Source organism: Mycobacterium sp. 48b (assembly GCF_048282725.1).
Lineage (GTDB): Bacteria > Actinomycetota > Actinomycetes > Mycobacteriales > Mycobacteriaceae > Mycobacterium.
Map to the genome: position 1 here is coordinate 1,104,317 of NZ_JBLVUL010000001.1, position 13,557 is coordinate 1,117,873.

12 protein-coding genes and 1 tRNA gene are annotated in these 13,557 nt (G+C 67.1%); 7 read left to right on the top strand and 6 right to left on the bottom strand.

The genetic code is table 11. The annotated features are described in order from the left end of the window. The first annotated feature begins 20 nt into the window (after positions 1 to 20). A complete protein-coding gene (locus tag ACNQR1_RS05215) occupies positions 21 to 329 on the top strand; it encodes an Rv3654c family TadE-like protein (protein WP_418044545.1) in 309 nt (102 codons plus the stop codon). Here ACNQR1_RS05215 and ACNQR1_RS05220 read toward each other — a convergent pair. Further along, positions 326 to 1,351: a PAS domain-containing protein gene (locus ACNQR1_RS05220; RefSeq protein WP_418044546.1), complete on the bottom strand. Its 1,026-nt coding sequence runs from the start codon at positions 1,349 to 1,351 to the stop codon at positions 326 to 328. The genes ACNQR1_RS05215 and ACNQR1_RS05220 overlap by 4 nt on opposite strands. Positions 1,352 to 1,646: 295 nt before the next feature. After that, positions 1,647 to 3,992 (bottom strand): DEAD/DEAH box helicase, encoded by a 2,346-nt coding sequence (locus tag ACNQR1_RS05225; protein WP_418050280.1) that lies wholly within the window; start codon positions 3,990 to 3,992, stop codon positions 1,647 to 1,649. Between the two features lie 300 nt (positions 3,993 to 4,292). Between ACNQR1_RS05225 and ACNQR1_RS05230 the strand changes: the two genes are divergently transcribed. The 3 genes from ACNQR1_RS05230 to topA all read left to right on the top strand — a co-directional run bounded on the left by ACNQR1_RS05230 (position 4,293) and on the right by topA (position 8,098). Continuing rightward, positions 4,293 to 4,496: a cold-shock protein gene (locus tag ACNQR1_RS05230; protein WP_003882601.1), complete on the top strand. Its 204-nt coding sequence runs from the start codon at positions 4,293 to 4,295 to the stop codon at positions 4,494 to 4,496. Positions 4,497 to 4,593: 97 nt separating this feature from the next. Further along, positions 4,594 to 5,187 (top strand): hypothetical protein, encoded by a 594-nt coding sequence (locus tag ACNQR1_RS05235; RefSeq protein WP_418044547.1) that lies wholly within the window; start codon positions 4,594 to 4,596, stop codon positions 5,185 to 5,187. Positions 5,188 to 5,290: 103 nt separating this feature from the next. Continuing rightward, positions 5,291 to 8,098, top strand: a complete 2,808-nt coding sequence (gene topA / locus ACNQR1_RS05240; protein ID WP_418044548.1) for a type I DNA topoisomerase — start codon at positions 5,291 to 5,293, stop codon at positions 8,096 to 8,098. Position 8,099: 1 nt separating this feature from the next. Here the strand turns inward: topA and ACNQR1_RS05245 are convergent, their stop codons facing one another. Then, positions 8,100 to 9,683, bottom strand: a complete 1,584-nt coding sequence (locus ACNQR1_RS05245) for an adenylate/guanylate cyclase domain-containing protein (protein ID WP_418050281.1) — start codon at positions 9,681 to 9,683, stop codon at positions 8,100 to 8,102. 103 nt (positions 9,684 to 9,786) lie between these two features. Here ACNQR1_RS05245 and ACNQR1_RS05250 point away from each other — a divergent pair, with 103 nt between their 5' ends. Beyond that, positions 9,787 to 10,995, top strand: a complete 1,209-nt coding sequence (locus tag ACNQR1_RS05250; protein ID WP_418044549.1) for a DNA polymerase III subunit delta' — start codon at positions 9,787 to 9,789, stop codon at positions 10,993 to 10,995. A gap of 56 nt (positions 10,996 to 11,051) precedes the next feature. Continuing rightward, positions 11,052 to 11,127: transfer RNA gene (locus tag ACNQR1_RS05255), tRNA-Thr, on the top strand. Between the two features lie 31 nt (positions 11,128 to 11,158). Here ACNQR1_RS05255 and ACNQR1_RS05260 read toward each other — a convergent pair. After that, positions 11,159 to 11,578: a DUF1761 domain-containing protein gene (locus tag ACNQR1_RS05260; protein WP_418044550.1), complete on the bottom strand. Its 420-nt coding sequence runs from the start codon at positions 11,576 to 11,578 to the stop codon at positions 11,159 to 11,161. Between the two features lie 129 nt (positions 11,579 to 11,707). Here ACNQR1_RS05260 and ACNQR1_RS05265 point away from each other — a divergent pair, with 129 nt between their 5' ends. Beyond that, the gene (locus ACNQR1_RS05265) at positions 11,708 to 12,286 is read left to right on the top strand and encodes a winged helix-turn-helix transcriptional regulator (protein ID WP_418044551.1); all 579 of its coding nucleotides are present in this window, start codon (positions 11,708 to 11,710) and stop codon (positions 12,284 to 12,286) included. Between the two features lie 12 nt (positions 12,287 to 12,298). Here ACNQR1_RS05265 and ACNQR1_RS05270 read toward each other — a convergent pair whose 3' ends face one another. After that, positions 12,299 to 13,171, bottom strand: coding sequence for an alpha/beta fold hydrolase (locus ACNQR1_RS05270; protein WP_418044552.1), 873 nt, complete (start codon positions 13,169 to 13,171; stop codon positions 12,299 to 12,301). Beyond that, the gene (locus tag ACNQR1_RS05275) at positions 13,168 to 13,536 is read right to left on the bottom strand and encodes a carboxymuconolactone decarboxylase family protein (protein ID WP_418044553.1); all 369 of its coding nucleotides are present in this window, start codon (positions 13,534 to 13,536) and stop codon (positions 13,168 to 13,170) included. Before ACNQR1_RS05275 ends, ACNQR1_RS05270 begins: the two co-directional genes overlap by 4 nt. Between the last annotated feature and the right edge of the window lie 21 nt (positions 13,537 to 13,557).

The window sequence follows — 13,557 nt, forward strand, 5'->3', positions numbered from 1 at the left end:
CCACACTGCTGGCCGCCGCCATGATCGCGATGGTGATCGCATTCGCGGCAGGCGGCGCCTATCTCGGTGCGGCGGTGACGGCCCGGCACCGGGCGCAGGCCGCGGCGGACCTGGCTGCCCTGGGTGCCGCCGGCGCCGTGGTGTCCGGCCCGGATGCGGCGTGCCGGCAGGCCACTCAGATCGCGGTCCGAATGCGGTCGGTGCTCGACGGCTGTCGGATCGACGGCCTCGACGTGGTGCTCGAGGTGTCGGTCCCGGTCCGCCTCGGTCGGTGGGGAGTCGGACCGGCCCGGGCAGCTGCGCGCGCGGGGCCGGTGGAAAACGGCTAGTCGAGCGCGTCGAGATCTGCCGCGGCGACCTCGTCGTCGGTCGGCAGGCGAAGGGCGATCAGCCCCGCGAACGTGTCGTCGTCGAGTTCGACCCGGTTGATCGTCATGTGTACCGGACGCCAGCCGCCGTCCTCGGCGCGCATCCGAAGCACGGCGGTGGTGGCGCCGTCGGAGAAGTCCGTGGTCATCCGGGCCATGTGCCGTGCGTCGGCCGGGTGGATACGGGCCTTCCCGCCGTCGCGGTTACGCCAGTCGAAGAACGGTGCGGGCTCGTCGAGCCATTTGAGCAGCTTCCAGTCGTCGAGGCCGACCAGAGCCCGGTGCACGCCGGGCCGGGCCAGCCCGTCGAGGATGCGTTGGGCGAGGTTGTCCGGGCGGACGACGGGATTCTCGCGCTCACTGCGCCAGTTCATCGCCCGGCAGATGAGCCGATCGGATCCGTCGTCGTGGGGCTCTGCGACCACCCGGGCCACGAAACCCACCGTGATCGCCTCCCCGCGATGGTCGGTGACGTCCCAGGTGGTGCACAAGGTGTTGCCCACCACCGGTTTGATCGTCATGGCCAGCACTTTGGCCTCACTGCCGTTGAGATCCCGGGCCGGCAGGTCGTCGGCGAACGCCCGGTCGTGGGTGGATTCGGTTGCCGGATTCATGCCGCTGTTGTGCAGGGATTCGGCGGTGTCGGTGGCCACGCCTGCGGTCAGATCCCAGACCAGTGGGCCGGGAACGGGGCGCTGCGGAGGCTCGGCATCGGCCGGCCCGATCCACACGTGTACCCCGTGAATGTGTCCGTCGGACATCCGCACCACCTCGGTGCGGATTACGCGGTCCTTCTTGGGCGTGATGCTGCTGAGGCCCTGGCCGGCCTGCACGGTTTCCCTGATGGCGCTCTGAATCGCCATCAGGTGCGGATTTCGGCGCAGAAACACACTGATCGGGACGAGGTTCTTCGTTTGCAGACCTCGTGCGACCACAACAGGCTCGCTACCCAGTGTCTCCACGAGCAGCCAGTCGTGGGTCATGCGGAGGATTTTACCGGCGCTACCCCGGCCGGCTTCGCACCCGATGACGACGGAATCCGCACTATGAAACTGCGGATTCCGGTCACCAGTTTCCGGAAGTAGGGTCTGTCGGGTTGCAAACATGAGTGAGTTCACGTAATTTGCCACTGCGCCCGGCCTCCGGGATTGGGAACGGATCGCGTTGTCCGACCGTTCGTCGCAACGTCTGTGTGTTCGGCGTGGCCGAATGCAGCCACGTAGTTGTCGATCCGCGTAGTCGGCCGTCGAGGGGTCGGTCGTCAACGCGGTCGGGGGATCACGCTGAGGAAGTACTCAGCGCGCCGAGCACCAGGCGGAGCACTTTCACCGCGCCCGTTTTGTCCAGCGGGTCGTTGCCGTTACCGCACTTCGGTGACTGCACGCACGAGGGGCAACCCTGCGGGCACTCACAGGCCTCGATCGCATCGGCCGTCGCGCCCCACCACGTACCCAGATTGCGGAATCCGCGGTCTGCGAAGCCGGCACCGCCCGGATAACCGTCGTAGACGAAGATCGAGGGCAGGCCGTCCACCGGTCCGACAGCCGTCGAGACGCCGCCGATGTCTCCGCGATCGCAGCTGGCCACCAGCGGCAACAGGCCGATCGAGGCGTGTTCGGCGGCATGCAGGCTCCCCGGGACGGCCAGCGGGTCGATGCCGTTGTCCTGCAATGCTTCCGGGGTGACGGTGCACATCACCGCCATGGTGTCCAGGGTGCTGGGCGGCATGTCCAGCTCCACGAAGTCGATGACCTCTCCATCGATGCGGCGGCGCAGGTAGCCGACCACGGTGTTGGTCACCGACACCGGGACCAGACCCACCGTGACCGGGCCGAACGTCGCGCGCTCGCCGGGCCCGGTGACCGAAATGTCGGTGAGCTCCCTGGCGAACGTGCTGTAACCGGGATCGCCGGCGTACACGAACGCCACCCCGTCCTCGAAAGACAGCGAGTCGACGACGTAGGTCTCGCCCTGGTGCAGATACACCGCTCCGGGGTGCAGAGTGGCTGCCGCCCGGCCGGCGCCGGTGCTGCCCAGCATCCGGCCTGTATCGGCCTCCAGGATCGCGATCTGGCCGCCGCTGGAGCCGCGAATGTCGACGGCCGGGTGCGGATCCACCCCAGGAGCGGGGAAATAGCCCCCCGGACGCTTGCGCAACAACCCGTCGTCGACCAGGGTCTCGGCCACGGCATCGGCATTCCACAGCCGGACCTCGGCCTCGGTGAGCGGCAGCTCGGCTGCGGCACAGAGCAATTGAGGGCCCAGCACGTGCGGATTCGTCGGGTCGATCACCACCCGTTCGATCGGCTTGTCCAACAGTGCCGCCGGATGGTGCACGAGATAGGTGTCCAGGGGATCGTCGCGGGCGATCAGCACGATCAGCGCGCCCTGGCCACGTCGGCCGGAGCGGCCGGCCTGCTGCCAGAACGAGGTGACGGTACCGGGAAACCCAGCCAGTACCACCGCATCCAGCCCGGCGATGTCGATGCCGAGCTCGAGCGCGTTGGTGGTGGCCAGCCCGCGCAGTCGTCCGTCGGCCAGCGCGTGTTCCAGCTCGCGGCGGTCCTCGGCGAGATAACCGGCCCGGTAGGACGCCACCAGATCCGCGAGCTCGGGTGCGGTGTTCTCCAACCTGTCCCGGGCTCCCAGTGCGGTGAGTTCGGCGCCGCGGCGGGACCGGACGAAGGTCAGGGTGCGCGCGCCTTCGGTCATCAGGTCGGCCATCACCCGCGCGGCCTCGGCACCGGCCGAACGTCGCACCGGCGCGCCGTTTTCGCCGATGAGGTCGTCCAATAGGGCCGGTTCCCAGAGCGCGATCGTGCGCGCGCCCTGCGGCGAGCCGTCCTCGGTCACCTCGGCGACCGTCTGCCCGATCAACTCGGCGGCGGTTTCGGCCGGTGACGCCGTGGTGGCGCTCGCGAAAATCACCGTCGGCGTAGAAAGGCCAGCACCGCCGTCGGAATACCGTTCACACAACCGCAGCAGCCGGCGCAGCACCATGGCCACGTTCGAACCGAAAATGCCACGGTAGTAATGGCATTCGTCGATGACGATGAACTTGAGGTGACGCAGGAACACTGCCCAGCGGGCGTGATTGCGCAGCAACGACAGATGGATCATGTCGGGGTTGGAGAAGATCCATCGTGAGCGCTCGCGGGCGAACCTGCGCACCTCGGTGGCGCTGTCGCCGTCATACGGTGCGGGCGCCACGTCGCGCAGTGCGACGACGGTCTCGGTCAGATTCTGCGCGGTGCGCAGCTGGTCGTGGCCGAGCGCCTTCGTCGGCGACAGGTACAGCACCCGCGCCTGACGATTCTCGGCGAGTGCCGACAGGATCGGCAATTGGTAGGCCAGCGACTTGCCCGACGCGGTGCCCGTGGACACCACCACATGGCGCCCGCTGTGGGCCAGATCGGCGGCGGCGAGTTGGTGGGACCACGGCGCGGTGATCCCGCGGTCGGTCAACGCCTGGACGACCTCAGGATGGGCCCATTGTGGCCACTGTTGTGGTTTGCCGTGCCGCGGAGGGATATCCGCAACATGGCGTAGCGGATCTTCGCCGGAGGGGGTGCCGTCGACAGCGCAAGCGAGCAGCTCACGGCCGAAATCTGACCCCTGATCCAGCACTGTTCTTCCTCCTGCGATCTACCCCGCCGACGTCGGCCCGGATTTGTAAACGAATTGTTCACCACGCGCCGCACGCCAAGACTGTCGCAGCCGACCCGAACATGGTTGACTGATCACGGTCGCAGCTTCTGTGTTTGTACTCGCACTCGCAGGATCGTCGTTGCGATCGCGGTTCCTGCGAGGGTTGTAGGTCGGGTCAGTTCCGGGCGACTCCACGAAGGATGGCGGTCGGAACGGGCCCGGTGCATCGGAAGTCGGTGGACCGCACCCGGTTGAAAGAGAAGGAAAGAACAAAAGATGCCACAGGGAACTGTGAAGTGGTTCAACGCGGAAAAGGGCTTCGGCTTCATCGCTCCGGAGGACGGCTCTGCCGACGTGTTTGTCCACTACACGGAAATTCAGGGCAGCGGATTCCGCACCCTGGAGGAGAACCAGAAGGTTGAGTTCGAGGTTGGCCAGAGCCCCAAGGGGCCGCAGGCCACGGGTGTTCGGGCCATCTGAGCCAAACAAACCCAACGAGACACCCCCGCGTGAGTCCACATCGGACACCGCGGGGGTGTTCTCGTTTTTGGGGCTCGCGCTGGCTTAGTGTCAATTTGTGAGCCAGCTGTCCTTCTTCTCGGCAGAGTCGGTGCCGCCTGCGGTGGCCGACCTGACCGGGGTGCTCGCCGGGCCGGGGCAGGTTGTGCTGGCCGGCCAGGGCGGCCAGCAGGCGGCCCGGATTTCGGTGGTCGTCGACGAGCTTTGGCGCGCGCAAGGCCTGGCCGAGATGATCAGCGAGGCCGGCCTGATATCGGAGATATCGCGGACCGACGAGAACAACCCGCTGGTGCGCACCGCCCTGGACCCGCAGTTGATGCTGATCGCGGGGGAGTGGACCCGGGGCGCGGTCAAGACGGTTCCGGCCGGATGGCTGCCCGGTTCCCGCGAGCTGCGGGCCTGGACGCTGGCGGCAGGCACACCTGAGGCCGACGACCGTTACCTGCTGGGACTGGACCCACACGCACCCGATACCCACCCGGTGCTGGCCGCGGCCATGATGCGGGTGGGGATCGCCCCGACATTGATCGGGACCAGAGGAACCCATCCGGCCCTGCGGATCAGTGGGCGGCGACGGCTATCACGCCTGGTCGAGAACGTGGGGGAACCACCCGGGGATCCCGCGGCGTTGGCGCATTGGCCACGTATTTAATGGTGCATACGCGGAGAGCCGGTTTGCGTAGGCTCGCGCGTAATGCGAAATTGTCAGTTGCCGGGCGTGGCGCGGCAACTAAAGAAGTGGAGCGTAGGCACAGTTGGCTGGCGATAGCGGCAGCGGTAGCAAGGAGAATGTCCGGCGACTCGTGATTGTCGAGTCGCCGACAAAGGCGCGCAAGATAGCCGGCTACCTGGGCTCCAATTACGTGGTCGAATCCTCCCGCGGACACATTCGTGACCTGCCGCGCAATGCCGCCGACGTGCCCGCGAAGTACAAATCCGAGCCCTGGGCGCGACTCGGGGTCAACGTCGACGACAACTTCGAACCGCTCTACATCGTCAGCCCCGACAAGAAGAGCACCGTCACCGAGCTCAAGGACCTGCTCAAGGGTGTTGACGAGCTCTACCTCGCGACGGACGGTGACCGCGAGGGTGAGGCGATCGCCTGGCATCTGCTGGAGACACTGAAGCCCAAGGTGCCCGTGAGGCGGATGGTGTTCCACGAGATCACCGAACCCGCCATCCGAGCTGCCGCGGAAAACCCCCGTGACCTGGATATCGCCCTGGTCGACGCGCAGGAAACCCGCCGCATCCTCGACCGGCTCTACGGCTACGAAGTGTCGCCCGTGCTGTGGAAGAAGGTCGCGCCGAAGCTGTCGGCAGGCCGGGTGCAGTCGGTGGCCACGCGAATCATCGTGCAGCGTGAGCGGGAGCGCATGGCGTTCCGCAGCGCCGCCTACTGGGACGTCAGCGCCGAGCTGGACGCCAGTGTGTCGGACCCGCAGGCCACCCCGCCGCGGTTCACCGCCAAGCTCAACACCGTCGACGGCCGCCGCGTCGCCGCCGGCCGTGATTTCGACTCGCTGGGCCAGCTGAAGAAGCCCGACGAGGTGCTCGTGCTCGACGAGGCCAGCGCCGGAGCCCTGGCCACCGGACTGCGCGGCGCCCAGTTGGCCGTCAGTTCCGTCGAGCAGAAGCCGTACACGCGCAAGCCCTACGCGCCGTTCATGACCTCCACGCTGCAGCAGGAGGCCGCCCGCAAGCTGCGGTTCTCCTCCGAGCGCACCATGAGCATCGCGCAGCGGCTGTACGAGAACGGCTACATCACCTACATGCGTACCGACTCGACGACGTTGTCGGAGTCGGCCATCAACGCCGCCCGCAACCAGGCGCAGCAGCTCTACGGCGCCGAGTACGTGCATCCGTCGCCGCGGCAGTACACCCGCAAGGTCAAGAACGCCCAAGAGGCGCACGAGGCCATCCGCCCCGCCGGCGACGTGTTCCAGACCCCGGGCCAGCTGCACGCCCAGCTCGACACCGACGAGTTCCGGCTCTACGAGCTGATCTGGCAGCGCACCGTGGCCTCGCAGATGGCCGATGCCCGCGGCACCACGCTGTCGCTGCGCATCGCCGGTACGGCCGCCGGCGGCGAGCAGGTCGTCTTCAACGCATCCGGTCGCACCATCACGTTCCCCGGCTTCCTCAAGGCCTACGTCGAGAGCATCGACGAGCTGGCCGGCGGGGAGTCCGACGACGCCGAGAGCCGCCTGCCGAACCTGACGCAGGGCCAGCGCGTCGATGCTGCCGATCTGACCGCCGACGGCCACCAGACCAGCCCTCCGGCCCGCTACACCGAGGCCTCGCTGATTAAGGCCCTCGAAGAGCTGGGCATCGGCCGTCCGTCGACCTACAGCTCGATCATCAAGACCATCCAGGACCGCGGCTACGTGCAGAAGAAGGGCAGCGCGCTGGTGCCGTCCTGGGTCGCCTTCGCCGTGGTCGGACTGCTGGAGCAGCACTTCGGCCGGCTGGTGGACTACGACTTCACCGCGGCCATGGAGGACGAGCTCGACGAGATCGCCAACGGCCAGGAGCAGCGCACCAACTGGCTGTCGAACTTCTACTTCGGCGGCGAGCACGGCGTCGAGGGCTCGATCGCCCGCGCCGGTGGGCTCAAGCACCTCGTCGGCGGGAACCTCGAGGGCATCGACGCGCGAGAAGTCAACTCCATCAAGCTTTTCGATGATGACGAGGGTCGCGCGGTGGTGGTCCGGGTGGGCCGCAACGGGCCGTACCTGGAGCGGATGATTGCCGACCCGGACAATCCCGGTGAGCTCAAGCCGCAGCGCGCCAACCTCAAGGACGAGCTGACTCCGGATGAGCTGACCCTGGAGCTGGCCGAAAAGGCTTTCGCCACACCGCAAGAGGGTCGCGTGCTGGGTGTCGATCCGGTGTCGGGTCACGAAATCGTCGCCAAGGACGGACGTTTCGGTCCCTACGTCACCGAGATCCTGCCGGAACCGCCCGAGGATCCCGATGCCGGGACGACGGCCAAGAAGGGCAAGAAGCCGACGGGCCCCAAGCCGCGCACCGGATCGCTGTTGCGCACAATGGATCTGGAGACGGTGACGCTCGACGACGCGCTCAAGCTGCTGTCGTTGCCGCGAGTGGTCGGCGTCGACCCGTCGAACAACGAGGAGATCACCGCGCAGAACGGCCGCTACGGTCCATACCTCAAGCGCGGCACCGATTCTCGCTCGCTGGCCACCGAGGAACAGATGTTCACCATCACCCTCGACGAGGCCCTGAAGATCTACGCCGAGCCGAAACGCCGTGGGCGCCAGGCCGCTGCGGCCCCGCCGCTGCGTGAGCTGGGCACCGATCCTGCGTCGGGCAAGCCGATGGTGATCAAGGACGGCCGATTCGGTCCCTACGTCACCGACGGCGAGACCAACGCCAGCCTGCGCAAGGGCGACGACGTGCAGTCGATCACCGACGAGCGGGCCTCCGAGCTGCTGGCCGACCGTCGGGCCCGCGGCCCGGTGAAGAAGGCCACCAAGAAGGCTGCGAAGAAAGCGCCCGCCAAGAAGGCCCCGGCGAAGAAGGCTGCCGCCAAGAAGGCGTGACCTAGCTCGTCACGTCGCTTTCGGTTTCGCGCGCCAGGTCGCGAGGCAGCACCAGGTTCATCGGGCGGGCCAACTGGGTGGGCACGGTGCGCCCGCGCAGCTCGACGATCTCGCCGACATCCCAGCTCAACGCCTCGGCATCGAGCGCGCCGCTGACCGCGATCGCCGAGGCCAGTACGTGGCCTTCCTCCAACTTGGCGAGCTCGGTGAGACGGGCGGCCTCGTTCACCGGGTCGCCGATCACGGTGTATTCGAAGCGGGCCTGAGCGCCGATGTGGCCGGCGATCGCGCGTCCGGCCGAGACCCCGATGCCGAACTCGGTGTTGCTGCCCAGCACGCTGAGCAGCTCGTCATGCAGTTCTCGGGACGCAGCCAGCGCGCCACCGGAGGCGTCGGGATGCTCGATGGGGGCGCCGAAGATGGCCAGCGCCGCGTCACCCTGGAACTTGTTGACGAACCCGCCGTGCCTGTTGACCGTGTCGACGATGACGCGGAAGAACTCGTTGAGCAGGTTCACCACGTCGCCGGCCGGGATGGTCGACGCCAGATGCGTCGAACCCACCAGGTCCACGAACAGCACCGCCACATCGCGCTCCTGGCCGCCCAGCTCGGTGCCGCGCTCCAGGGCGCGACGGGCCACGTCCTCACCCACGTACCGGCCGAACAGGTCACGCAACCGTTGCCGCTCGGCCAGCTCACGCACCATGTCGTTGAAGCCGGCCTGCAGCAGGCCCAGCTCGCTGGCGTCGTAGATCTGCATGTGCGCGTTGTAGTTGCCGCGCTGCACCTCGCCCAGCGCCCAGCGCAGCTGGCGCAGCGGATCGGCGATCGACATCGCCACCAGCACGGTGCCGGCCAGCCCGATCACCAGCGCGGCGATGGCCAGCAGCAACAGCGGGGTGATGAGCCGGTCGGCCGATGCGGTCAGGATCGAGAACTTGCTGGCCACCAGGGCCAGCACGATGGCCAGGACCGGCACGCCCGTCGAGAGCACCCAGGTGAGCACCTGGCGCAGGATCACCCCGGGGGCCCGGAAGTTCTCCGGCACGCCGCCACGCAGCGCGGCCACCGCGACGGGCCGCAGCACGCGCTCGGACTGCAGGTAGCCGATGATCGCGGTGGCGGTCGCGCCCAGGGCGGTGGCGACCAGGACGACCGGAGCGGACTTGCTGGCCACCGGCCAGCTGGCCACGATGAACACGATCGAGCCCAGGAACCAGTTCGTGACGCTGATCAGGGTGCGGTAGAAGGGCATCTTCAGCGCGCGCACGCGGGCCAGCTCGGTGATGCTGGGGTCCGACTTGGTCAGCAGGGTGTCGCGGCGCTGCCACCGGATGACCGGGATCAGCAGCCGCAGGGCCAGGTAGGCGCCGATGGTGAACGACACGAACAGATAGCCCAGGAAGATCGCCAGGTTGAACACCGGCAGATCCTGGAGCTGGATGCGGTCTTCGGGCGGCAGCCCGAAACGCAGGAAGCCGAGCACGAACAGCGCGCCGATGATGTCGGCCTGCAGCATGCCCAGCGTGAACACCGGCCACGGGGTACGCGCCACCCACCGGACGAATGCGTTGATTCGCCTCATGGGGATTGCCTCCGCGGTCACCCGTTCACCGTATCGGGCCGCAGGGACGTTGAGCGCCTGCTGTGACGTGGTTGTGTCGGCTTGACCACTACTGTTGGGGACGATGAGCGGGGTTTTTGCGCGGCTGGTGGGCCAGCATGCGGTGGAACAGGAGCTGGTGGCGGCCGCGCTGGCCGCCCGGGGTGATTCGCCACACAGTGGCACCACCGTCGGGACCATGACACATGCCTGGCTGATCACCGGCCCGCCCGGATCGGGACGGTCGGTGGCGGCGCTGTGCTTCGCGGCTGCCCTGCAGTGCACGTCCGAGGGGACTCCGGGCTGCGGTGAATGCCGGGCCTGCACGACGACGATGGCCGGAACGCACGCCGATGTGCGCCGGATCGTGCCCGAGGGGTTGTCGATCGCGGTCAAGGAGATGCGCGAGATCGTCCAGATCGCGTCGCGTCGGCCCGGGACCGGGCGCTGGCAGATCGTCGTGATCGAGGACGCCGACCGGCTCACCGAAGGTGCGGCCAACGCGCTGCTCAAGGTGGTCGAGGAGCCGCCGCCGTCGACGGTGTTCCTGCTGTGCGCGCCCTCGGTGGACCCCGAGGACATCGCGATCACGCTGCGCTCGCGGTGCCGGCACGTCGCGCTGACCACGCCGTCGGTGGATGCCATCGCCGACGTGCTGATCACCGGAGACGGGCTGTCCGAGGCGGATGCCCGGTGGGCGGCCTCGGTCAGCGGCGGCCACGTGGGCCGGGCTCGGAGGCTGGCGACCGATCCGGAGGCCAGGGAGCGCCGGAAACGGGCGTTGGGGTTGGCCCGGGACGCCGCGACCCCGGCGCGGGCGTTCGCCGCCGCCGAGGAGATGGTGGCCGTCGCCGAGGCCGAGGCGCTCGCGCTGACCGCCGGGCGCAACGAGACCGAGACCGAGGAGCTCAAGACCGCCCTGGGCGCCGGCGGGACCGGAAAAGGCACCGCGGCCACCACCCGCGGCACCACCGGAGCGCTCAAAGAGCTGGAGCGGCGGCAGAAGTCCCGCCAGACCAGGGCCTCCCGCGATGCGTTGGACCGGGCCCTGATCGACCTGGCCACCTATTTCCGGGATGCGCTGCTGGTGTCGTCGGGAGCAGGCGGTGTCACGGCGAACCACCCGGACATGGCCGAGAAAGTGGAGGCCATGGCCGCCCACGTGCCACCGGACCGGTTGTTGCGCTGTATCGAGGCGGTGCTGGAATGCCGTGAGGCGCTGGCCACCAACGTCAAGCCGAAGTTCGCGGTCGACGCCATGGTGGCGACCGTCGGGCAGGCGTTGCGTGGGTGACTTTGGAGGCTCGGGCATGACTGCCGTAGACTCGTGCCGCCCGGTTCGCCGAGCGCGCCACCCTAGCTCAGTCGGTAGAGCAATTCACTCGTAATGAATAGGTCAGGGGTTCGATTCCCCTGGGTGGCTCCATTTTTTGGTCGGACCGATGCGCTCGTCCCCGCTACGCCAGCAGGCCGATGGCAAGAGTCATACCGACGAACAGCGCCAGCTGATACGCGCTGTTGATCACGGTGAGCTGTGCCGGTTTCAACTCGAAAGCGTTGTGTTGCGCCAACGTTGACAACGACAACCCGAGCCAGGTCGCGACTCCGACCGCCAGGGCAAGCCAGAGTGAATCGCTGCCGAAGAACCCGAAGGTGACTGAGCAGGCGACGGTGAGCGCGATCGCCGTGACGAGTAGCGACACCAGTAGAACTGCGAAGGGGCGCTTGCCGACTCGGTCCGAGTCCGCTTTGGTTACTCCGGTCAGCTTTCGCCAGGCACTTCCGACCAGGCCCCAGTCGCTGTACCAAACCCATGCAATGACCATTCCGACCGCCATTGCGACGACTACCGCCAGCCAACTGATGTTCAACGCCATCGAGATCGCCCCCTCCGTTCGACATCCATCCCAGTGTGATTGATAAAATCAAGTATGGTTGAAAAAATCAATCAGAAAGCGTCTCGTACCTACGGGCAGTTCTGTGCCCTCGCTCGGTCGCTAGATGTCGTGGGCGACCGTTGGACGCTGCTGATCGTGCGGGAGTTGCTTCCCGGGTCGATGCGTTACAGCGAGTTGAAGACCTCGCTCGGAGGAATAGCCACCAACCTGCTGGCAGAGCGGCTTCGCGCCATGGAGGCGGACGGTATCGTCGAACGACGCCTCGACGACACCGGGGTCGTGTACGGACTCACGCCTTGGGGTGCGGCGCTCCGGGAGCCGATGGAAGCGCTGGGAAGGTGGGGCGCTCCGCTGCTCGCGTCGGGGCGTGGCGATGACGTGTTCCGACCTCGCTGGCTCACGCTTGCCCTGCCAGCCCTGCTGGTCGGCGTCACCGCCAGCCCTCCCGTCGAACTCGGAATCGAGACCGACGGCTTCCTCATGGTCTTGTGCATCGACGAGGACGGACCGCGTGCACACGTCCCGCAGGAGCGGCCCGCCTCGGTCCTCAGCGCCTCGCCCGACACTGTCGTCGGGCTCGCAGCCGGAGCGATCACGGTGGACACAGCGCTCGCCGATGGAGTCTTCGAGGGTGACGTGCAGATCCTTCGCACGGTGTTCCCGCCGGACCGAGCTGGTGTCAGGTAACCGGTTCGTGCCTCAGTTGGCATAGGTCTTCGTCAGGAACTCGTCGACCAGGGGAACCACGTCGTCAAGGTGGGTTTCCAGCAGCCAGTGACCGCCGCCGAGCAGGTGGAGCGGCGCGTCGGGCAGATCGCGTCGATATGCCTGCGCGGATTGCTCCGGCATATAGCCGTCGTGCGGACCCCACACGATCAATGCCGGCGGTTGATGCTGACGCAGGTAGTCCTGTTCGTCGGCGAACCAGTCCAGCGTGGTGGGTTGGTCCTCCAACAGCCGGATCAGGTTGGCGATGCGCTCCGGTGTGCACATCAATGACCAGTGCAGCGTCCACAGGTCGGGGCTGATCCGGTCGGCGACGTCGTCGGGAAGCTCACCGCGGAACTCGGTCTCGAATCCGTGCAGGGTGACGTACTGGGCGATCCTGCGCCGTGACTCGGGCCCGGGGTTGTTCCACGATTCCTTGAGGAAGTCGTATTTCGGGCCGAAGGCGTTCTTGTAGATGTCGCCGTTTTGAATGACAAGGCCCGCAACACGTTCCGGCTTGGCGATGGCCAGCTGGAAACCGAACTGAGAACCGTAATCGTGCAACCAGATCACGTAGCGGCTGAGATCCATCGCGTCGGCGAAGGATTGCAGAAAGCGGCTGTACGCGGCGAACGTGTAGTCGAAGTCATCGGGTGAAGGTGTTGCGCTATAACCAAATCCGGGGAGATCGGGCGCGATCAGCCGCCATCGGTCGCCGAGGCGCGCCATGAGGTTGCGGTAGACGTAGGACGAGGCCGGGTAGCCGTGGGGGAGGAGCAGGACCGGGGCGTCGACGGGGCCGGCCGCACGGTAGAAGGTGTCGACGCCGTCGACGGTGGTCCGGTGATGGGTTACTGCGGTCACGAACCTTCGAGTACCCGTTTGGCCACTTTCATCGCGGTGTTGGCGTTGGGAAAGCCCGCGTATCCGCTCGAGTGGTAGATCAACTCGGCGATCTCGTCCTCCGTCAGGCCGTTTCGCAGGCCGATCCTGACGTGCGACTCGAACTCGTCGGTGGCACGCATGGCGATCAGGATGCCCATGGTGACCAGGCTGCGGTCGCGGCGGCTCAGCCCCTCACGGCTCCACAGCCGGCCGAAGACATTGTCGACCCCGATTGCCAGCAGTTCATCGCCGAAGGAACCGTCGGGCTCGACGTTCTTCTCCGACAGATGCGGCACCATCTCTTGGAGGACCCGCAGACCTTGTTCACGTACGTCGTCAGTCATGCCTGCCAGCTTGGCATCACG

Excerpts from the sequence above, each read along its gene's own strand:
- ACNQR1_RS05215 (WP_418044545.1), top strand. The coding sequence starts at position 21 with ATGATCGCGATGGTGATCGCATTCGCGGCAGGCGGCGCCTATCTCGGT.
- ACNQR1_RS05220 (WP_418044546.1), bottom strand. The coding sequence starts at position 1,351 with ATGACCCACGACTGGCTGCTCGTGGAGACACTGGGTAGCGAGCCTGTT.
- ACNQR1_RS05230 (WP_003882601.1), top strand. The coding sequence starts at position 4,293 with ATGCCACAGGGAACTGTGAAGTGGTTCAACGCGGAAAAGGGCTTCGGC.
- ACNQR1_RS05245 (WP_418050281.1), bottom strand. The coding sequence starts at position 9,683 with ATGAGGCGAATCAACGCATTCGTCCGGTGGGTGGCGCGTACCCCGTGG.
- ACNQR1_RS05250 (WP_418044549.1), top strand. The coding sequence starts at position 9,787 with ATGAGCGGGGTTTTTGCGCGGCTGGTGGGCCAGCATGCGGTGGAACAG.
- ACNQR1_RS05260 (WP_418044550.1), bottom strand. The coding sequence starts at position 11,578 with ATGGCGTTGAACATCAGTTGGCTGGCGGTAGTCGTCGCAATGGCGGTC.
- ACNQR1_RS05275 (WP_418044553.1), bottom strand. The coding sequence starts at position 13,536 with ATGACTGACGACGTACGTGAACAAGGTCTGCGGGTCCTCCAAGAGATG.